This is a genomic window from Marinomonas colpomeniae (genome assembly GCF_014803385.1).
In the GTDB taxonomy this organism is placed as follows: Bacteria; Pseudomonadota; Gammaproteobacteria; order Pseudomonadales; family Marinomonadaceae; genus Marinomonas; species Marinomonas colpomeniae.
Genome location: NZ_JACYFC010000005.1, coordinates 144,205 through 165,605, shown reverse-complemented (window position 1 = coordinate 165,605; position 21,401 = coordinate 144,205). Strand labels below are relative to the sequence as shown.

At 39.3% G+C, this 21,401-nt stretch carries 20 protein-coding genes; 12 read left to right on the top strand and 8 right to left on the bottom strand.

Annotation, left to right across the window (positions count from 1 at the left end):
* The first annotated feature begins 33 nt into the window (after nt 1-33).
* The 8 genes from IF202_RS15045 (at nt 34) to IF202_RS15010 (ending at nt 5,629) form a co-directional block, all read left to right on the top strand.
* Entirely contained in the window at nt 34-1,404 is a 1,371-nt protein-coding gene (locus tag IF202_RS15045; RefSeq protein WP_191595734.1) for a DUF4856 domain-containing protein, read from the top strand.
* Between the two features lie 17 nt (nt 1,405-1,421).
* Nucleotides 1,422-2,429, top strand: coding sequence for a sterol desaturase family protein (locus IF202_RS15040; protein ID WP_191595733.1), 1,008 nt, complete (start codon nt 1,422-1,424; stop codon nt 2,427-2,429).
* A 390-nt stretch (nt 2,430-2,819) separates the two neighbouring features.
* Nucleotides 2,820-3,185, top strand: a complete 366-nt coding sequence (locus IF202_RS15035) for a DoxX family protein (RefSeq protein WP_191595732.1) — start codon at nt 2,820-2,822, stop codon at nt 3,183-3,185.
* Between the two features lie 231 nt (nt 3,186-3,416).
* A complete protein-coding gene (locus tag IF202_RS15030; RefSeq protein ID WP_191595731.1) occupies nt 3,417-3,869 on the top strand; it encodes a DUF302 domain-containing protein in 453 nt (150 codons plus the stop codon).
* Nucleotides 3,870-3,949: 80 nt separating this feature from the next.
* Nucleotides 3,950-4,519, top strand: a complete 570-nt coding sequence (locus IF202_RS15025; protein WP_191595730.1) for a DUF6151 family protein — start codon at nt 3,950-3,952, stop codon at nt 4,517-4,519.
* 128 nt (nt 4,520-4,647) lie between these two features.
* Entirely contained in the window at nt 4,648-4,899 is a 252-nt protein-coding gene (locus IF202_RS15020) for a TIGR03643 family protein (RefSeq protein ID WP_191595729.1), read from the top strand.
* 43 nt (nt 4,900-4,942) lie between these two features.
* Complete coding sequence (locus IF202_RS15015) at nt 4,943-5,188, top strand: Rho-binding antiterminator (RefSeq protein ID WP_191595728.1); 246 nt, start codon at nt 4,943-4,945, stop codon at nt 5,186-5,188.
* A 108-nt stretch (nt 5,189-5,296) separates the two neighbouring features.
* Nucleotides 5,297-5,629, top strand: coding sequence for a YnfA family protein (locus IF202_RS15010; RefSeq protein WP_191595727.1), 333 nt, complete (start codon nt 5,297-5,299; stop codon nt 5,627-5,629).
* Between the two features lie 16 nt (nt 5,630-5,645).
* Here the strand turns inward: IF202_RS15010 and IF202_RS15005 are convergent, their stop codons facing one another.
* The 3 genes from IF202_RS15005 to IF202_RS14995 all read right to left on the bottom strand — a co-directional run bounded on the left by IF202_RS15005 (nt 5,646) and on the right by IF202_RS14995 (nt 9,377).
* The gene (locus IF202_RS15005) at nt 5,646-7,574 is read right to left on the bottom strand and encodes a putative bifunctional diguanylate cyclase/phosphodiesterase (protein WP_191595726.1); all 1,929 of its coding nucleotides are present in this window, start codon (nt 7,572-7,574) and stop codon (nt 5,646-5,648) included.
* 308 nt (nt 7,575-7,882) lie between these two features.
* Nucleotides 7,883-8,287, bottom strand: coding sequence for a rhodanese-like domain-containing protein (locus IF202_RS15000; RefSeq protein WP_191595725.1), 405 nt, complete (start codon nt 8,285-8,287; stop codon nt 7,883-7,885).
* Between the two features lie 277 nt (nt 8,288-8,564).
* A complete protein-coding gene (locus IF202_RS14995; protein WP_191595724.1) occupies nt 8,565-9,377 on the bottom strand; it encodes an AraC family transcriptional regulator in 813 nt (270 codons plus the stop codon).
* Between the two features lie 146 nt (nt 9,378-9,523).
* On the opposite strand from IF202_RS14995, the gene IF202_RS14990 reads away from it, so the two are divergent.
* A complete protein-coding gene (locus tag IF202_RS14990; RefSeq protein ID WP_206705517.1) occupies nt 9,524-11,122 on the top strand; it encodes an AMP-binding protein in 1,599 nt (532 codons plus the stop codon).
* Nucleotides 11,123-11,296: 174 nt separating this feature from the next.
* Here IF202_RS14990 and IF202_RS14985 read toward each other — a convergent pair whose 3' ends face one another.
* The 5 genes from IF202_RS14985 to IF202_RS14965 all read right to left on the bottom strand — a co-directional run bounded on the left by IF202_RS14985 (nt 11,297) and on the right by IF202_RS14965 (nt 18,025).
* Nucleotides 11,297-13,597: a molybdopterin-dependent oxidoreductase gene (locus IF202_RS14985; RefSeq protein WP_191595723.1), complete on the bottom strand. Its 2,301-nt coding sequence runs from the start codon at nt 13,595-13,597 to the stop codon at nt 11,297-11,299.
* 126 nt (nt 13,598-13,723) lie between these two features.
* The gene (locus IF202_RS14980; RefSeq protein WP_191595722.1) at nt 13,724-14,827 is read right to left on the bottom strand and encodes an amino acid ABC transporter permease; all 1,104 of its coding nucleotides are present in this window, start codon (nt 14,825-14,827) and stop codon (nt 13,724-13,726) included.
* Between the two features lies 1 nt (nt 14,828).
* Nucleotides 14,829-15,950, bottom strand: a complete 1,122-nt coding sequence (locus IF202_RS14975; protein ID WP_191595721.1) for an ABC transporter permease subunit — start codon at nt 15,948-15,950, stop codon at nt 14,829-14,831.
* 28 nt (nt 15,951-15,978) lie between these two features.
* Complete coding sequence (locus IF202_RS14970) at nt 15,979-17,019, bottom strand: amino acid ABC transporter substrate-binding protein (protein WP_191595720.1); 1,041 nt, start codon at nt 17,017-17,019, stop codon at nt 15,979-15,981.
* Nucleotides 17,020-17,272: 253 nt separating this feature from the next.
* Nucleotides 17,273-18,025: an IclR family transcriptional regulator gene (locus tag IF202_RS14965; protein ID WP_191595719.1), complete on the bottom strand. Its 753-nt coding sequence runs from the start codon at nt 18,023-18,025 to the stop codon at nt 17,273-17,275.
* 354 nt (nt 18,026-18,379) lie between these two features.
* Between IF202_RS14965 and metC the strand changes: the two genes are divergently transcribed.
* The 3 genes from metC (at nt 18,380) to IF202_RS14950 (ending at nt 21,093) form a co-directional block, all read left to right on the top strand.
* Nucleotides 18,380-19,561 carry a cystathionine beta-lyase gene (metC, locus tag IF202_RS14960; RefSeq protein ID WP_206705516.1) on the top strand — a complete coding sequence of 394 codons (1,182 nt, stop codon included), beginning with the start codon at nt 18,380-18,382 and terminating at the stop codon, nt 19,559-19,561.
* Nucleotides 19,562-19,584: 23 nt separating this feature from the next.
* Nucleotides 19,585-20,232 carry a VOC family protein gene (locus IF202_RS14955; RefSeq protein ID WP_191595718.1) on the top strand — a complete coding sequence of 216 codons (648 nt, stop codon included), beginning with the start codon at nt 19,585-19,587 and terminating at the stop codon, nt 20,230-20,232.
* Nucleotides 20,233-20,328: 96 nt separating this feature from the next.
* On the top strand, nt 20,329-21,093 hold the full coding sequence (locus IF202_RS14950) for an amino acid ABC transporter ATP-binding protein (protein WP_191595717.1): 765 nt from the start codon (nt 20,329-20,331) through the stop codon (nt 21,091-21,093).
* Nucleotides 21,094-21,401 lie beyond the last annotated feature (308 nt).

The window sequence follows — 21,401 nt, the reverse complement described above, 5'->3', positions numbered from 1 at the left end:
CATTTTGTTGATTGAAAAATAGGAAAAATAACAGTGAAAAAAACCATTCTTAGTTTGTGTGTCGCGTTTTCTGTCAATGCTATAGCAGCACAGGACTACGCTTTTGATGTCACCTTAAAGGGTTATCAAGGCGACGCTTCCTCTTCTGTTTCTTATGGTGGCCAGATTGCCCGCCATGTCTTGCATAACTCTTTGAAAAAAGCAGCGGGCAAAGGCGATGCTGATTTGATGTCTGCTTACTTCTCAAGTAAAGAGTCAGGTCTGAGCATTCTTGACCCAGTATCAAAAGATGGTTTCCCTGTTAAACAAACTAAAATTGATGAACTTTCTAAAGGTAAGGATTTACTATCTAGTGCTTATGACGGCGTAATTACGGGTTGGCCAGGTAACCCAACAGGGCAAGAGTTGTTAGAACAACTTGTTGAACTTGCTGGGAAAACTAAAGAAGGTTATGACCCAGTAAACGGTTATAACTATGTTCAGCTTATCTCTAAATTTTCTATGGGTGCTGTGTTTTATAACCGTGCTGTAAATCACTATCTTGATGAAAAATTAGAAGTTGGCCAGTATCCAAACAATAAGCCATATAAAAAAGGCACTGTGTATACTGGTAAAGAACATGTTTGGGATGAAGCTTTTGGTTACTTTGGCGCGCCAGCAAACGGTCTGTCTTTAACGGCGAAAGAAGTTGTTCAGTTAACCAAACTAGATTCTGCGGTGTTTTCTAAAGCGGATGCGAATGGCGATGGTGTGATTGATCTGAAATCTGAAATGGCCTTTGCTCATGCTTATTACGCAGCAAGCATTGATTCTAGCGCTGGTACGAATTATTTCCATACTATTATGCAAGCCTTTGTTGATGGTCGTCAGTTAATTGCCGACGCCAAAGGAAAAGAGCTTACCAAGGCTCAGCATGCTGAACTAAAAGCTTACGCTAAAACAATTGCGACGGCGTGGCAGCAAGTGATTGCTGAAGCCGCTTATAAATACGCTGGTAGTGTTTATGCCGATTTGGAAAAAATTGCTGTGATTGAAGAAGCGCATGGTGAAGTAGCTAAAGCCTACAGTAGTTATGTGAAACATTGGGGCGAACTAAAAGGATTCGCTCTTGCACTTGAAGCTGCAGGTCGTGATTTAGGAAATGCTCAAGCAGGTTTAGATCGACTTATTGGCTTTAGTCCGATTTTATTTGGCAATACTCAAGTGTTGGCGGTAGATGGTAAAGGTGGATTTATTCAAGGCGATTCAATCGCAATGCAAGAATACAAATTGAATATGATTAAAACGCAGAACCTACTTGATAAATCATTCGGCTTAAAAGCAAAATTGAATGATCGCACAGCAGGTATGAGTGCAGTACTTGATCAAATCAATAAAGCAGGTAACAGTGCTGAAAATGATTAACTAAGTATTTTTAGGCAATGTTTGACGCCTTTGCATTTTGGTTATTGGAAGAGCTGGCTAATGCCGGCTCTTCCTTGTTTGACTTAAGCAAACGAGTTTCGTTTGTGTATCTTATTTCTGCATCTATCGTAGCTTTTGTATTATTGTGGTGGCGATATGGAAATACAGGTTTAAATAGATTACGTACTTACTTTTCATGGCGCATTTGGTGGCATTCTTCGTCCCGAACGGATTATGTTTTATGGTTGATTAATCGATTATTACTCTCTGTTATTATCCCTAAAACACTGACACAAACTGTATGGATAAGTTGGTTGTTTTTTTTCTGGCAAGAGCAGGGTTTATCGAACTTGGCTTTAGGTTGGCCAGATATGCTCGTCGTAGCTATCTTCACTCTTTGTTATTTTCTCGCAGATGATTTCTCTCGTTTCTTTGTTCACTGGTGCATGCATAAAAGCCCTTTCTTATGGGCGTTTCATCAAGTGCATCACAGCGCAACAGTACTGACCCCCTTTACCGTTTTTCGTACTCATCCAGTAGAAGGTTTATTGTTTTTCTTTCGTTCGTTGTTGGTTCAAAGTGTTGTTATTAGTGTATTTCTAGTCTTTTTTCCTTATCAAGTCAGCTTAGTTCAAGTGTTTGGTGTGCTCGTCACGACCTTTTTATTTAACGCGTTGGGAGCCAATTTGCGTCATTCTGGGGTTGTTCTGAGTTATGGTGAAAAAATCGAAAAATGGTTGATTTCTCCTGCTCAACATCAAATCCATCACTCTAATGCACTACATCATTATGATCGTAATTTTGGTGTGATGTTGGCAGTTTGGGATCGAATATTTGGTTCTTGGTTTGCTGGAAGCGATGATCAAACTATTTGTTTTGGAACAGGGCAAACTATCGACCATTTAGGGCCTTGGGGACAATATACTCAGCCTTTTACATCCTTTTTTAGTCTGGTTAGTCATCGAGTGATATCTTTGTTCAAAAAACGTAAGAAGAATCATAGACCTACTGCTAATCAATCTTAGCCATCAAAAAATACAGAGAAAATAGAAGCTAATTTAAATAAAAAATTGGTTTGTCAGGTTTCAATCCGCCTAAATTCTTCAAGCTTAAAATCCCATTCCCCCGTTGTATTTATCATTGCTGATGGTGTCATATGCACTTTTTATTTAGTTTTTTAATTTTTGGTGTTGAGGCATGTATTATTCTTGCTGCTATGTTCAATTTCTATCAATCTAAACTAAGGGTAGATCCACATCGATCAAGAAAAACTCTTATATTAGTTGTAAGTGGTGTTTTCTATTGCTTATGATGAACCTAGTAATAAAACTAGGTGCTGGTTATAGCGTTAATTTTAGGTTTTTTACAAATTTAAAAGGCTTCAATACAAAGAATAAATATTGGAATAATAAAAAATGAATACACTTATTTTAGTCATTTTGATCTTAGAGCTAACATTGTTTTTTATCGCTTCTGGCAGCATAAAAATTTTTGGTTGGCCAAAAGAAAGATATAACACACAGCTGGATTTTTTCAGTAAATTCGGATTAAGCCAAAATATGGTTACTTTTATTGGAGCCGCTGAGCTATTTGGCGCGATTGCATTATGGCTTCCAAACTATGCTGGGATTGTCGGTGTTTGGATTTTGTGTGCTATTTCTGCAATGGTTATTTATGGCCATGCCCGTTTTGGTTCGTGGAAAAACGGTTTCTTTTCAATGGCGACATTCGCCCTTTCAGGTTGGATTCTATATATCAAATCTCTTGCTATGTGGGCTTAATTAAATCCAAAAAACTAGTGTTTTTTTGTGAATGCTATGCTTTTTTTAAAAGTATAATCCAATACAAAATTATGACGTATTTCGCAGAAAACGTATAAAAATAAAAAAGGAATGAATGTGCATGCGTGGCAATATTACTTTCAAAGCTAGTGGCGTTGGTGTTATCTGAGTTCAAGACTTTGAAATTAATATTACTTGAATTGTTATTACTAATAAAAAGGATGTACTTCTATGATTAAGTTAATGTCACTTGGCGCAGTAGTTTTATGCACGTCTCTTTCTCTTAATGCGACAGAAAGTTTGTTAAAATATGAAAGCCAATACTCAGTACAAGAAACTGCTGACCGATTCGAGTCGATTGCGAAGAGCAAAGGGTTGAATGTGTTCGCTAGAATTGACCACCAGAAGAATGCTCAGAGTGTTGGTTTAGAATTAAGACCCACTCAAGTAATTATTTTTGGTAATCCTAAAGTTGGAACGCCACTTATGACATGTGCACAAGACGTTGCTATCGATCTTCCTCAAAAAGTACTGATCTCCGAAGATGCGAATAAACAGGTATGGCTTTCTTATAACAATCAGCAATACCTTAAAGAGCGCCATAATATCCAAGGTTGTGATGCCGTTATTGATAAGGTCTCAAATGTATTAAAGGCATTGTCTTCGGCCGCTGTTACTAAATAATTCATACTGCTAAAAAACCAATGATATGTGGATAACGTATTATTGGTTTTCTTTTAATTTGAATGTAAGAGGCTAATCAAATGGCTAAATTACAATTGACTTGTTCATGTGGCACAGTTCGCGGCACAACCTCGGACATGAATGGAAAAACAGGAACAAGGATTATGTGCTGTTGTAATGATTGCCAATCCTTTGCTAAATTTCTGGAACAAGAAGGCAATGTATTAGACAGCTATGGTGCAACTGAAATCTTTCAAATTCCTTTGTCTTACGTGAAAATCACAGAAGGTAATGAGCAAATTGCATGTATGCGTTTGAGTAAAAAAGGCATGTATCGTTGGTATGCTCAATGTTGTAATACGCCAATTGGTAACACAATGACAGCAGGTATTCCTTTTATTGGGCTGATTCATTCTTTTATAGATAATTCATCAATTAAAGACGCTAAATTGAGTGATAATCTAGGTTACCTTCAAACCAAATTTGCTAGAAAAACAGTGTATTCAGATCAACAAGCTTCTCAATTTTTTGTTATGTCTAAAATTGTTTTTAATTTAATAAACTGGAAAATCAAAGGTCTACACAAGCCATCAGTTTTTTTTAATGATAATGGTCAACCTGTAGTTGAGCCTAAAATATTGAATATTTGAAATCGAGATTTTGAAAATAGGAACTTGATAGCTTATGTTGGTCTGTTTTTACATCATAATATTTAGATTGATCTAAAATCAGAGTCTGTACGTAATACTTCTGCGTTGATCAAAACTGGAGAGGTAGTATGCAATTTTACAGTCATGAACAATCAAGAATCGTAGAGATGGCGTGGGAAGACAGAACGCCGTTTGAAGCAATCGAGTTGCAATTCGGTTTGAATGAACAAGCCGTTATTAAACTAATGCGCAAAAGCCTGAAATCCAGTAGTTTTAGATTATGGCGAGCGCGGACTAATGGTCGTAAAACCAAACACTTGATGCTTAGATCGCCTGATGTAAGCAGAGGATACTGTCCTACTCAATATAAACCGCGTTAGTTTTTTAGGCGTTTTTTCTACCTTTAATTTATATGGTGAATCATTGATTAGTTGTGCTCAATATGACGCGATTGAAATCGTATGCATGTACTTTTATCCGATTAAGCTGACGCTCAAATCCGGTGATGAACTTGCGTGTAAAGCAATGGATACTCAGCGAAATGCGAATGGCGAAGAGTGTATCAAGGTGAAAATAGAAGGCTCTGATCGTTTGGTCGTACTGACTTCGATTTGGAAGCTAGAAATTTGTGTTGAAAATCCTCATTTTAAAATCATGTCTTTTATTTAGATCTACTTGCTTTTTCCTTTCTAGATAAACCTCTTTTTATGATCACCATCATGTAGAATCTATTGCATAGCTCAGTTTGCTATTCGATAACCTTGATGGAGATGAATCGTGCCTGAAATAAAAGTGGTCGGTCTTTTTATGCTTACGGCGGTCGCTGAAATACTTGGCTGCTATTTGCCTTATCTTTGGCTGCGTGAAGACAAATCTATTTGGTTATTAGTACCAGCTGGCTTAAGTTTGATTGTATTTGCTTGGCTACTTACTTTACAGCCATCCGCTGCAGGAAGAGTGTATGCAGCCTACGGTGGGGTTTATATATTTGTCGCAATACTGTGGTTATGGGTAATCGATGGGATTCGTCCAACTACTTGGGATATTGTTGGCTCTGGTGTCGCGCTTTTAGGGATGGCAATTATAATGTTCGCACCGCGTTCTGCATAAACCATCCGTAAGTATCCTAGATTTTTGATTTGTGATAGTACTCAATAGGCTTTGGTTTACCGTGAAAATAACCTTGTTGAAGGTTATAACCAATAGATCTTAGCAAGTCAGCTTGTTGTTGTGTTTCTATTCCTTCAATCAGGCAATCCATATTTAATGTGGTTACTAAACGATAAATACATTCTAACGTGGTTGTATTGTATTTTGTGCTATCAAGAAAAGATTTGTCAATCTTGACCGTTGACGCTGGAATAGTGTGAAGATAAGCGAGAGATGAATAACCTGTGCCAAAATCATCTATGCTGACTTTGATGCCGCTCTCGATAAGTGTTCTGGTTGGGCTACTTTCTGAGTTTATATTACATACTAGTACCGTTTCCGTTAGCTCAATGGTTAAATCATGAGGCTTTAAACTGTTTTTACTTAATATCTGTAATATACGCTCAGCAAGATTTATGTCTAAAAGGTGTAGTCCAGATAAATTAACCGCCATAGTTACATCAGGTGTAACTAGCTCTTTTAATTTAACTAAATCACATATGGCCCTATCTAGTACCCAGTCTTCTAGCTCATAAATGAGGCCTGTTTCCTCTGCTATACGAATAACTTCTTCTGGACCTACTTCGCCAAGTTCTTCATTACTCCAGCGTAATAGTGCTTCAAAAGAGACTATTCTCCCACTTGAGACATCAACTATAGGCTGGTAGTGCAACGTAAACTCTTCGTTTTTATCTGCCAATGCTAGATTTTGAGACAGATGGCTTATACGTTTTAATTTCAGTTCCATTCCATTTTGATACTCAACCCAACATTTTTTGCCTTGCTTTTTAGCTTGATACATTGCTGCATCGGCGCAAGTAATAATATGTTGGATGTCTATTCCATCTGTAGGGTAATGAGCGATCCCTATGCTGGCCGAAATAGATAGTCTTTTACCTTGTAGCGTCTGGTAAGTATCAGAAAGACAATCTAGGAATACTTGATAGCGTTCTTCGTTATTGGGTCTCGATGTATTTTGATAAGACACGACAATGAATTCATCACCGCCAAAACGGCAAAGTGTATCTGTTTGATGACATGCTTGTTTTAATCGTTGGCAAACTTCAATTAAAACGTCATCACCTAAATTATGTCCAAGAGAATCATTGACCATTTTGAAACCATCTAAATCAATATAAAATATAGAGAATGGCGTCTCATTCTCTATATTTTTTTCTAGCTTATGAGTCAATCCTCGTCGGTTTAATAAGCCTGTTAAAGGGTCTGACCAAGCTTGCTGGCGTAAGTTTTGTTCTAATGTTTTTCTTTCATGAATATTGTAGTGATGTAGTAAAAGTGTGCTTTGTTCTTGCTCGTTATGATTGTGAATGGCAAAAACTCTAAACCAGGTTTCTCCTTTAGGTGTATTCATCAGCACGTCTTTCTCAAAACGATGCCCTTCCAAAGTAGAGTCTTTTAGGTCTATAAATGTGTCCGGATCACAGAATAATTGACTTAAGCTTAAACCTTCCTCTCCAAAGCTTTTTATAAAAGGAGGGTTACCACTTATAAACTGGCCTTCCATTGAATGGACTGAGAGTATTGTTGTAGCGCCAAGCTTTATATGTGAATTGAGTTCACTAGTCGTCGCTTCTACTAACATTGCCATTCTCCCATCTTCTGTTTCTATACCGGAGAATTGACAAAAAGCTTCAATATTTTTCCCTTTCGGAGAGTAAGACCAGTTTTCTTGGATAACTTGACCTTTTTTAAAGGCTTGCTGATATTGTAGAAGACTTTCTTTTACAGCAACGGATTGGCCTGTTTTTATATCTCGATTGACCAGTTCATCAAGAGAAGGGCTATTCCATAGTTTGAGTGCAGCTTGGTTGGCCCACACAACACAGGAATGGTCAATGTCATAAATCCAAATAGCGGTATGCAATTTCTGTAAATCTACAGGCATAGTCTCAATTCTTAATTTTTGTGATTCAATTCGTATTTTGACTTGAATTCAAGTGTTTTTATTTTTTATAGAGAAGGACGATTTTTTATTATAGTAAGATAATTTTATTCGATACGTTATAAGTAAAAGGTTTCTTTAAGTAACCGCTATTTTTCGTTGGGGTAAGTAACTAAAGTGCTAAGGATGAGGGGAAGAGTTTTATTAATAGCTTTGTTTAGATTTATTTTTTAGTTTGAGTTATTCACTATGGATGATTATGTTGAATACGTGTTACTTAACTCTGACTCATTAACACGTATTCGGTGTTTTTAATTTCTCTTATCTGGAAATTCAATGGTGCCACCGGCGTCTTTCCATGACATGAAACCGTCTTTCATATGAGCAATATTATCCATGCCCATCTCTTGTAATATTTGTGTTGTTAATGCTGATCGCCAGCCTGAAGCGCAATGAAAAATGAATTTTTTATCTTCACCAAAAATCTCTTTGTAATAAGGGCTTTCAGGGTCTACCCAAAATTCAACCATGCCACGAGGGCAGTGAAAACTATTAGGAATGAAGCCTCGTTGACGTTCACGAATGTCTCTAATATCTACGATTACCACTGCGCCATTGTCAATCATATCGAGCATGTCTTTCGCATCGATTTCTTCGATGGCAGATCGAGCATTGGCAACCATTTGGGCAACGCCGGTTTTAAGTTTCTTAGTCATCTTTCATCTACCTTTTATAATATTTCGTCACAAAAGCAGCTTAATAATCTCAATTTTAAGATCATTAAAATACACACTATATTGACAGAATATATCGATAAAGAGACATTGTGTTGTCTTTAGAATTGAGCTACGCAGAAAAGCTTAATTTGATGTTCTATAGATTTTTAATCATGTTAGCATTGCTAAAAAATTAAAGAAGGCATGAGATTTTAGCTCTTATATACGTTAAAATTTCAGCTTCAATTCAACATTGTCTTGAACATATCGCTTTTTCTTAGACACGTATTCCGTTTTCTTTCAAAAATTGAAGGGGTGACGTTTTATATTCTTCTTTAAAAACATAAATAAAGGCGGATGTAGAGCGATAGCCTAGCCTTAGACTTACTCGAGTCACGCTGTCGCCCTCTGCAAAATATTCTAGTGCCTTGATCAATTTTAAACGGCGTCGCCATTCCCTATGAGATATTCCCATTTCTGCTTCAAAATACCGAGTTAATGTGCGGCTTGAAGTCCCCAGCTGTTGTGCCCACTGTACAAGATTTTTGTTATCTGCTGGTTCTTGGCGTAATGCTTCACACATAATTTGTAACTTCTTGCTATGTGGCCATGGCAACAATAACCCTGCTTCGGGCATCTGTATCATTTCTTCTAAGAGTATTTGAATAATACGATTTTCGTAGCTGGTTTCTTGGTAGTTTGTGTCGAAGCTGGCGGCTTTGTTTATCAGTTCTCTCAATAAAGGCGAGACCAAAATAATTTTTGATAACTTTGTTGTTAGATTTGAAAGAAGGCTGATATTGCTTTCAATATAAAGACTACGAAATACTGCGCCACTATAGGACCTTGTTGAGTGCTCTGTATGAGCAGGAATCAGAATGGCTTGTTCTGGTGTGATAATGAAGCTTTGTTGGTTAAAGTCGACAATTAAAATGCCACTGCTAGCGTAGATTAATTGATGCCAATCGTGCTTGTGTGTAGGGTAGCGTGTTTTTTCTGGGATAGTGTTCGAACGAAAATAAACAGGTCGAGGTAGTGTCACCATATCGGGTGGCGTTAATGTTTGCCATTGATCGTATTGGTAATGCATAAGAATCTGTCTCTTTATCGATATATTGTGTCAAAATATCGTGTATTTTTTAGCCTGTCAAACCTGACACCATATTGCCTTAGCTCATTATTTTTTAATGAATAAATAGACCTATTTTAATAGGCGAAACTAAGGAAATTTTTACTATGTCTAAGATGCCAAGTGCTAGCTACGAACCTCTTACTCCCCTTAGCTTTTTAGAACGTACTGCTAAGGTGATGCCCAATGAAATAGCTGTGATAGAAAAAGATAAAAGCTGGACATGGGCAGATTTTTTTAATCGTGTTAACCGTCTCAGTAATGGTCTTAAAGGTCTTGGTATTAGTAATGGAGATCATGTCGCTATTATCTCTAGAAATTTTTCCCCGATGTTAGAGGCCCATTACGGTATCCCAATGACGGGGGCTGCCATAGTGGCAATCAACTATCGTCTTTCTGCCGATGAAGTCAGCACCATAGTTAACCTGAGTGAGGCGAAAGTACTCTTGGTTGATATGGGGGTTGCTGATCGTATTGATAAGGAAAAGTTACCTAATGTCGAACATTACATACTGATCAACAACGGTGTGATAAGTTATCAGGAAGCACCAAAAGCTAATATTGAAGGTATGGATTACGAAACATTACTAGAGCATGCTAGTGATGAGTATAAGCGTTTACACTTAGACGATGAAAATACGCCGATTGCTATTGATTACACTAGCGGTACAACGGGCATGCCAAAAGGTTGTATTTACTCGCATCGTAGTGTGTATTTGCATGTTTTGGCGAATGTAATTGAACACAAGGTAGATGCTTATTCGGTTAACCTTTGGACATTGCCGATGTTTCATTGCAATGGTTGGTGTTGGACTTGGACAACAACCGCAACTGGAGCAACAAATGTATGTATGCCAACGCCGGATGCTAAAGAGATATCAACGCTTATTCAGCAACATAACGTCACGCACATGGCTGGCGCCCCGATTGTTTTTCACCGATTAAGCCGCTATATGAATGAAAATTCGATCTCTTCTTTTCCTAATAAATTGATTATTGATGTTGCTGCAGCACCACCACCAAAAGGCATGTTATTAGACATGGAGAAAAGAGGTGGCGTGATTCACCATGCGTATGGTCTGACAGAGACCTATGGTCCTTTTACAATTTGTGAATGGCAGCCTGCTTGGGACAGCTTATCTGAAGTGGAAAGAATTAACTTAAAAATGCGTCAAGGTGTGCCTGATATCACTGCGGGTTACGTGCGTGTGGTGAATGAAAATGATGAAGACGTACCTGCAGATGGGGAAACCGTAGGTGAAATTATCATGCGTGGAAATGACGTGATTCAGGGCTATTACAAGTCGCCAGAAGAAACGGCTAAAGCCTTTAAGAATGGTTGGTTTTACAGTGGTGACGGCGGTGTGATGCACCCAGGTGGCTATATCGAAGTGAAAGACCGATTTAAGGATGTCATTATCACAGGCGGAGAAAATGTGATTAGCGTAGAGGTTGAAAATATTCTTTATGAACATCCAGCCGTTTACGAAGCCGTGTGTTATGGCAAGCCAGATGAAGAATGGGGTGAACTCGTAAAAGCCTTAGTTCACCTAAAACCAGGTCATGAAGTGACAGAGCGAGAGCTCATCGTCTTTTGTAAATCTCGTTTATCAAACTACAAATGTCCAAAAGAAATCGATTTTGGTGAAATACCAAGAACATCAGCCGGGAAGGTTCAAAAGTATAAGCTTCGCCAGCAAAGCTAACGGAATCTATAATCATGTGTACTAAACCCTCTTTTGTTTTGAGAAACGGATAAAAGAGAGTTTATGGTTTATAGAGCTGTTCTGGAAAAGAAAGGCGACACACATTTAAGCAGCAATTAACCCTTTCACTGCTCGAATGTATGTTCTGTTGAATTTATTACTTTTGGTTTTTGACTAGCTAATAGGCGGTGTAAAAGCCTCAATAATTGGCAACTCTCCTATGTGTTTTTTGATCTCAACCAATGCGGACTGAGCCGCTGGACCTTGTGATAATCGTGAGGTTCGATAGTCATGAGTTAAGACGTTAGGATTACCATGCCTATCTTGATGGCTTTCATTTTTTAAGTTGGGGTCATACCAAGCACCTGTCCATAGAAATACCGTATTTTTGCATATGTCATGGGTGATTTTTGCGCCTGCTAAGCATTGTCCTCGATTGTTAAAGACGATAACAACATCACCATCTTTTATACCGCGCTCCTGTGCATCATCAGGATGCATTAAAATTGGTTCACGGCCCTGAATTTTCATACTTTTAGAATAGGAGCCCTCATCCAGCTGACTGTGTAAACGAGTTGCTGGTTGGCCTGAAATCATGTGTAGGCTGAAATGAGATGTATCCGCGCCTAACCATTCTCGTGGCGGTAACCAAGTTGGATGACCGGGACAGTCTTCATATTGAAAGCTGGCAATCGTTTCTGAAAATAGTTCTATTTTTCCGCTCGGTGTTGTAAGAGGGGATTGATTTGGGTCTTTGCGAAAATCTGCTAAAAACACGTTTTTAGGTGATGGATCATCAAAACTGATAATGTCACCTTTTAGAAATTCCTGAAGGCTAGGTAAGTCTCTTTCATGTTTTTTGGCTTCAGTTTTTAACGAGTCCCACATTTCTTCTAACCATTGCTCTGATGTCATTTTACGGCTGAAATCAGTATTGAGTCCAAGTTTTTTTTCTAACGCTGTAAAAATCTCGAACTCTGTTCTTGCTTCAAATTGAGTGGGAATAATCTGTGGCATAGGAATGATCGAATTATCTTGTGTACCGGCACCTATGTCCGTTCGTTCAATCGTCGAGGCAACAGGTAAGACTATGTCTGCATGCCTTGCCGTAGCGGTCCAACTTATTTCATTTACTATGATGGTTTGAGGCTGTTGGAAGGCTTTTCTTAATCTGTTTAAATCTTGGTGGTGATGAAATGGATTACCGCCTGCCCACCAGATCATTTTAATATTAGGAAAGGTGCGAGTCTGTCCGTTGTATTCATAACGAGTTCCTGGGGACAGTAACATCTCCGATATCATGGCGACGGGGATAAAATCTTCTACCGCGTTTTTACCTTGAGAAAAAGAAGGCCAACGCATAGGTCGGTCGACCACGCCAATGCTTGCATCTGCGCCATAACCAATTCCAAATCCACTCCCTGGCAAACCAATTTGGCCTAACATGGACGCCAAAAGAACCGTCATCCACAAAGGTTGCTCGCCATGTTCTGCTCGTTGAAGACCGACGGCAGTGCAGAGCAGTGTTCGTTTGGAAGCCATCTCGCGGGAGAGCTTAACAATCTCTTCTTGTGGTATGCCAGATTGTTTTTCAGCCCAGCTCGCGTCTTTGATTACACCATCTGATTTACCTAATAAATAGTCAGATACTTGTTTGAAGCCAACAGTGTAGTTATTAATAAAATTCTGGTCGTAAAGGTTTTCAACAAGCAGAGTATGAGCCATTCCCATCATTAACGCGGTGTCAGACCCTGGACGAGGCGCCAACCATTGTGCTTTTAGTTCGGTAGCCGCATCGTTTTTAAGAGGGCTGAAATTGACAAAACGAACGCCAGCGTCAACACATGCTTTCATATCGTCTTTTAACGTATGTTTAGCAATTCCACCGCCAGAAACCTGCGTATTACGTAAGGGAATACCGCCAAACATAATGACTAATTCACCTTCATCTTTCACTGTGTTCCAACGGGTGGCTTGTTTCACATGATCTCGAAAGTTACCGACAATATAAGGCATCAGTATCAAAGCAGCGTTGTAACTGTAATTTCCTTCGGAGCGAACAAAGCCGCCGATACTATTCATAAAACGTTTTAATTGGCTTTGTGCATGATGAAAACGTCCTGCACTTGACCAACCATAAGAACCCGCAAAAATGGATTGGTTGCCATGATCTTCACGCACTCTATTTAATTCTGAGGCAATCAAGTCTAAAGCCATTTCCCAGCTTACTTCGACGAATTTTTCTTCGCCCCTTTCACCTTGATTCGCTAAAGGACCATTTTTTAAATAACTCTCTCGAACCGCAGGATGACGAATTCGAGATTGGCCTTTTAGTGCACCAGGAATATTTTCATTAATACGGGAAGGGTTTGGATCGTCAGGATGAGGCGTGACTGAAAGCTGTTCACCATCCACATTAATAACACTTGGTCCCCAATGATTAGAGGTAATATGCGGGCCTGTTTTTTTATTCATTATAAAGTGGACACCTTTTAAAATATTGTTCAGAGATAATGGAATTCTATGAAGTACATATTGTCTAGTCAGAATAATATTTTCTGACGGCATACAGTATTAAACCGCCAGAAAAGTAGAGTGATTTTAATGAATGGCGATGCGCATTCTCTTTTTCAAATAAGCACCGTACTGACTGAGTGAAAAAATAAAGCTCCAATAAATAAGCGCAACGAACGCATAGACTTCCATATAATACGGCGCCCATTCACCGCTACCGAATGCCGCATTTGCCGAGGCGAGTACATCGAAAAACCCGATGATGATAACAATAGCGGTTTCTTTAAAGGTGATCACGACCATATTAATGGTGCCAGGTAGTGAATGGCGAAATACTTGTGGCATTATGATGTGACTTAAAATTTGAAAATAGCTTAACCCTAATGCATCGCCCGCTTCGAATTGTCCTTTAGGAATGGCTTGAAAACCGCCCCGAAAAACCTCTGCTTGATAACAGGCAAAGAACAGTGAAAAAGCGATAATGACACGCCAAATTTTATCACCAGTCATCCAGTCTGGAAGGACAATAGGCATCACTACAGCAGCGATAAATAAAGTGGTCAATAAAGGCAAAGATCGTATCAAATCAATAAAAATGGACGCGCCATAACGTATTAATGGAAGTTTAGAGCGACGAGCTAATGCCAGACCTAACCCCATTGGCATGCCAACTAAAACAACGGAGGCAAACAGAAAAAGGGTTAATGCCAGTCCGCCCCATTGATCGGTTGTCACTTGTTTAAGCCCAAGCAAACTGCCTTCCATTAGTAGGAAAAAAGTCGTAAACCCCACAAGCCAAAGCAAAGAAAGGCGTTTTGCCTCCCATAATTTTGGTAGGCAAGAAAGTATGATGGTGGAGACAATTGTTAGGCATGCCAGACTGGGCCGCCAATGGAGATCATATGGATACAGGCCAAACATGATCAACCGGTAGCGAGCATCAATAACAGACCAACAGGCACCTACTGCATCCTGACATTGTGCAACATTTTCCTTTGTCCACACCGCATCAAATATTGCCCAGCTTAGAATGGTATAAATAATAACGAACAAGGCAGTAAAAAAACAAAGACTAATGATACTGTCTGTTTTTGAGAAAAAAGCTCTTGTTTTTAAAAAATGTAAGAGACGTTTCGTGATGACATTGAAGGTTGATTTATGGGCTAAGGCAGAGTGAGTTCGAGTGCTCATATTAATGTCCTTTTAATGTCATTCGAGAGTTTAAATAGTTAATAAACTGAGCAAGAGAAAAGTTTATTAACAGGAAAGAGCCCATTAAAATAGCGATTAATTCGAGCGTTTGTCCGGATTGAGTGATTGAAGTGGAAATAAGCATAAAGAGATCGCTAAAGCCGATGGCAACACCAACGGTAGTGGCTTTCATCATAAATACCCATTGGTTCCCCAGTGGTGGAATGATAGTGCGGAGTGCCATAGGCATCTTTATTCTTAACCAGATCATGCGCTCACTCAACCCTAATGATTTTCCTGCCTCGACTAACCCTTTAGGGACTTCATTCAATCCGCCTCGAACGACTTCAGCAATGTAGGCAGCACCGTAAAGTGAGGTACTGATAATCATGGTGATTAATTCAATAGGAATAGTTGTGCCCCCTACAAACCGTAAACCTTTCAGGTTCGGTATGGATAAAAGCTGGCCTTCAACACTCAGTAAATAGAGAGCAGTACCTACCAACAGAATGCCATATACCCAAAATGAAGGTAATGTTTTCAGCGCATTGATTTTGTTTTTGAATGTCCAATAAAACGTAAGAATTAGAACCAAGATGATCGGCATAAACAGCGATATTTTTAGGCTCGGTATCATCATGCCTCGATTTGATAAGTAGGCGACATCAAACAAAGCATGTGCTTGTCGTGGACTTGGCATATGGATTAAAACGGCATACCAAAATACCAGCTGTAGGATTAATGGGATGTTACGGAAAGTTTGGATAAACAAGGTTGCCATTGCTTGTACTGTGATGTTGTATGAGTCCCTTGCTGTACCAATAATAAAACCAAGGGCAGTGGGCAAAATAATTGTGATTGATCCTAGAAATAAGGTGTTTATGAAGCCAGAAAATAAAGTCCATTTATATGGATCTTCGATCGATGTTTCTAACAGAGAAAAACCATAACCCCAACCTGTAGCTCGATTTAAAAAGTCGAATCCACTCGATATACCTAACTCGGCTAAATTATCACGGGCGCTAATATAAGCGCCCGCAATGATCACAATGACGGCCAAGAGAAATGCAACTTGAATGAGTTGATTTTTGGCGTTAAACGTTTTCTTTATATAGGTAGACATTATTTACTCGCCCCTTGACCGGTTGGATTTAGTCTAAAATTGGCGCGTAAAGCAAACCACCATGACTCCAAAGATTATTTAAGCCACGCTCTAGCTTATAAGGAGAATTCATGCCTAAGTTACGCTCATAGATTTCAGAGAAGTTCCCGACTGCCTTGATCACGTCTTTAGCCCATGTTTCACGTAAGTTGAGTCTTTCACCAATACCTGGCGTACTGCCCAATAAACGTGCAACCGTTGGGTTTGTTGGGTTCGCCGCCATGTCGTCAACGTTAGCTTGGGTAATACCATGTTCTTCTGCGAGCAATAAAGCGGCTAGAGTCCAGTTGACGGTATCCACAAAGCCTTCGTCACCTTGTCTCATCGCGGCGGCAATAGGTTCGTTGGATAATGTGTCGCTAAGAATAACGTTGTCGTTTGGGTTACCCATTTGACTAGAGCGAAGAACGGCTAGGCTTGGGCCCCAACCACCAAAAGCATCACAACGACCTGATTGATAAGCTGCCATGACTTCGGAATTTTTTTCGTAAGAAACAATGTTGTAGTCAACGCCAAGAGTCGCCATTTTATCTGCGATTAAGCGCTCGTTCGTTGTACCTGCTTCAACACAAATGGTGCCGCCTTCTAGATCTTTCGCTTCGGTGACGCCAAGTTCAGCTTTTGCCATCATCTGAGTGCCACCAAAAAAGTAAGGCATACTAAATTGCAAACCTAATTCTGTATCCCTTCCCATTGTCCAACCAGTCGCTTTGATAATGATATCCACATCACCTGATTGCAAAGCAGGGAAACGTTGTGCCCAACTTAGAGGAATGATTTTAGCTTTGCTTGGATCGCCTAAAATGGCGGTAGTCACAGCGTGACAAATATCTATATCCAATCCTTTCCATTCATTTTTATCGTTTACTTCGACAAAACCAAAATAACTTCCGTTATGACCACTACACAACATAGTGTCTCGATCTTGAATGGTTTTAACTGTAGGACTTTCTGCAAATGACATTTGAGTCGCTGAAATTGAACATATAGCAACGGCGGTAGTTAAGACTGGTTTTAGTATTTTTACCATTTTATCATCCCTTTTGTTTCATATAGTGAAATGCTTGTTCTATTTAGTGATATAATAACTCGTGATGTATGTCAAATTAAAATGTTGTTCTTGTCGTTATCAAGCAATATCGATTGACTAAATCTGAGTGAGCCTAGAGCAAACCCTATGTTTATTATTTAAGATAAAAGGTTTTGAATTTTATGGAGGGCGGTTAGAAAATAAAAAAACCACCCGAAATGAGGTGGTTTTTTTATAGCGAGGAAATTGGTGCTTAGATGTCTTTGAGTGTACTGCTCAGGCTCTGTGCTGCCTGTTTTACGGTATGTATGATCTTCTCAATGTCTTCTTCGGATAGGTTGATTGCTGGGGCAGAAATACCAATTGAAGCAATGGCTTCATTGTTTGAAGAGAAGACAGGCGCGGCAATACTCAATACTTCCGCTCGGTATTCTCCTAAATCAATGGCAACACCACGCTCTCTAATGTTGTCGACTTCAACGTCCAGCGCTTCTATCGTTGTGATGGTTTTGTCTGTGTAAGAACCAAGGTTGCCGATTAACTTTTCTCTTAGGGTATCGTAGTTAAAAGCCAGTAATGCTTTCCCCGTTGCAACACAATGAATAGGCGCATTACCGCCTTTGGGAGTGTAGGTTCGGATTGCTTTTGTGCTTTCTACCTTTTCAATATAAAGAGTAGATAAACCATCAAGTACTGACAAATAAACCGCTTCACCAGTAATGCTAGAAAGGTATTGCATCTGACTAATCGATAGGCGCGGTAGATCAAGCTTTTCCATGATCATTTGGCCAATTTTCCATGCCTTCATTGTCGCTGAGTACTGCTTATTTTGATCTTGTTTTACATATCCATGAATAATTAAGGTCTGTAACAGTCTAAATGTATTAGATTTCGTAAGGTTTAGGTTACGTGCCAGCTCGGATACGCCTATTCCTTTGTCTGCTGCTGCAAGCGCTTCAATAACGGACAGTCCTTTTGACAGTGTTGAATCTACCCTTCCAGTCATGAATTTTTAACCTTAGTTTTAATAAAACATTAATCGTCAGTATAGGTAACTCATTGGAATACCGACTGAAAACGAGAAAAACACTGTTGATAGAATCAATACTTCAGATGGTCAATGCCATCTTTTGCTTTTGTGTGCCCAAATTTATAAGTGTTCAGATGCAGTCAGTATAAAGAGATCGTATGTTGAATTAAAGCTGAAACGCCAAGGATGCATCGTATAAAGACACCTTTATGGTGCAGTGTATTTAAAAATGCACAAAATCGGTTCTCATATTAAAACTTTTGTTCCGAATATTGACACGATTTGTCGTTGTGTTTTAAAGTGCATCAACATCGAAGAAGGATATTGGCATTGAAAAAAAATAATGAAAATTTAACAAATGCACTGATTCATTTGGGACGCGATACAGTAAGTAATGGTAGATCGGTAAATTTGCCAATGCATCAGGCGTCTACCATGTTGTTCAATACTCTAGAAGAATTTGAGCAAGCTCGGGATTCTCGCTATCAGAAAGGCACCTTGTATTACGGTCGTTATGGAAATCCAGCCACCTTTGAATTAGAAAGTATGATGGCTGAGCTTGAACAGGGAGCAGGCTGTGTAGCGGTATCTTCTGGTTTGACTGCCTGCGTTGTTTCTTTAATGGCATTTTTGAATGCCGGTTCCCATGTCCTTGTCGCCGATACCGTTTACGGCCCTACGCGTGCTTTTTGTGACAATGTGCTCAAACAGTATGGCGTCAGTGTTACGTATTTCGATCCTATGATGGGTGAAGCGTTAGCAGGGCTGATTCAAGACAATACTCATGTTGTCTTTTTCGAAGCGCCTGGTTCAGCAACATTTGAAGTACCTGATATTCCTGCCATTGCACAAGTTGCAAAACAAGCCAGTGTTGTCACTATTTTGGATGGAACGTGGGCGACGCCTTTGCTTTGTCAGCCTCTGCTATTAGGTGTCGATGTGGTTGTGCATTCTGGTTCGAAGTACATCAGTGGACATTCTGATGCCATGCTGGGTTTGATTGTTGCTACGTCAGAAGAGAATTATCAAACCGTCAGAAAAATGAGCTTGTCGATTGGCGATCGCGCAGGGGCAAACGATGTTTTTCTTGCGTTACGTGGCTTGCGAACCTTGTCTGTTCGATTACGTCAACATGCTGAGAGTACTTTACAGTGTATTGAATGGTTAGAGCAGCAACCAGAAGTCGAACGCATTCTGCACCCCGCCCATCAAGATTGTCCAGGGCATGAATTTTGGCAACGTGATTTTAACGGCGTAGCAGGTTTGTTTAGTGTGGTTTTTCGATCAGGGACAGAAAATAAAATACGAGCCATGATCAACAGCTTAGAAATGTTTGGCATAGGTTTAAGTTGGGGAGGATTTGAAAGTTTAATTCTTCCCGTTGATCCAACGCCATTTAGAACAGCGACAAGTTGGAATTCAGTAGGACCCGTTGTTCGATTCAATATTGGTCTTGAAGACAGTTCTTCCTTGATCAGCGATTTGCAAACGGGTTTTAAATTTCTTAAATAATACATTGAATAGAGACAGTGACGATGACGGTAAAAAATAAAATTGATCATATAGTAATTGGTGCAGACAGCCTTGAACAAGGTATGGATGCTTTACAAAAAATATTAGGCGTTGTGTTACCAAAAGCGAGTAAACATGACGCAATGAGCACACATAACTGTGTTGCCCCTGTTGGCAATGAAAGTTTTATTGAAATTCTTTCCGTGGATCCTGACGCACCGATGCCTAACCGAGCTCGTTGGTTTGATATGGACAATCCACACGTTCAAGCTCGTTTTAAAAAGAGTGCGTGCGCTTATCATTGGGTTGTTGGTACCACTGACCTTGATGCTGTAATGGCGAATAGCCCAATTGATATGGGTGAAGTGGTCACATTTACTCGAGGTGAGAGAAGTTGGCGTTTAAATATCCCTAAAGATGGCTCCCTTTCGGAAAACGGATTAATACCAACCTTTATCGAATGGTCGCCAGGTGCACACCCATCAACAGGCATGAAGGAATTAGGCTTAACACTTGAAAGTGTTGTTTTGACTCACCCTGATCCTGAAAAGCTAGAAGACGTTCTTCAAGCACTCGGTGTTTCTCAACTTGCTTCCATCATTAAAGGTGATCAGAAAAGTGTCTCTTTTAATATGAAAGTGCCAAGTGGCGATACGGTTTTCCTTAAATAAATAAAGTACTCATTTTTTGGTTCTAAGAAACCGTTATAAGACAGTAAAAATTTAACATTTGATTTAACATTTGATTTAACAAGGCAGGATAGGCAAATGAATACAATATCAAATACTTCCCCTGAAGAAATCGCCATTTCTATTACGGATATGAATAAGTGGTATGGCGATTTTCATGTTTTAAAAGATGTAAATTTAAAGGTTAAAAAAGGCGAAAGAATTGTCATTTGCGGGCCATCGGGTTCAGGGAAGTCTACGATGATTCGCTGTCTTAATCATTTGGAAGAGCATCAAGCTGGCGACATCAATGTGCTTGGAACACAACTAAATGGGAACCTCTCCAATATCCAATCCATCCGAAAAGATGTTGGTATGTGCTTTCAACACTTTAACCTATTTCCTCATATGACGGTTTTAGATAACTGTACTTTAGCGCCTATGTTGGTTCGCGGACTCTCAAAAGTTGATGCTGAAGGTGCCGCAATGGCGTATTTGAAGAAAGTGTGTATTGATAATCAAGCGGATAAATTTCCAGGCCAATTATCTGGCGGCCAACAACAACGTGTCGCGATTGCTCGTTCTTTGTGTATGAATCCTTCCATTATGCTTTTTGATGAGCCTACCTCGGCTTTAGATCCTGAAATGATCGCTGAAGTGCTAGATGTCATGGTGAGTTTGGCTGAGACAGGAATGACAATGTTATGTGTTACCCATGAAATGGGTTTTGCCCGTAAAGTGGCTGATCGAGTGATCTTTATGGATGCAGGACAAATTATCGAAGAAAACTCACCACAAGCGTTTTTTGATAACCCTCAATCAGAAAGAGCGAAAACGTTTTTGAGTCAAATTCTAAATCATTAATAGAGTGACACTTTATTACCGTGTGATGACGTCTTTGACTGATTCACAAAAGCGTATATTTCATTTACCTAAGTAGCATTTTTCATCGTTATTTGTTTATAACTCAATAGCGTATCTCTCAGTATATGACTCATTTTTATAAAAAAATGAGCGCTTTTCCATGTTTATAGTTTTATTTCCAAAATTGGTTTGACCTAAAACTAAAAAAATTGAATTGATCGAGAAATTTGTTTTAGGGCAGTAGATTTTTATTAAAAACTAAGATAATGTTTTGTATGTTGATATGATTGTTCTGCATATAGAAACAT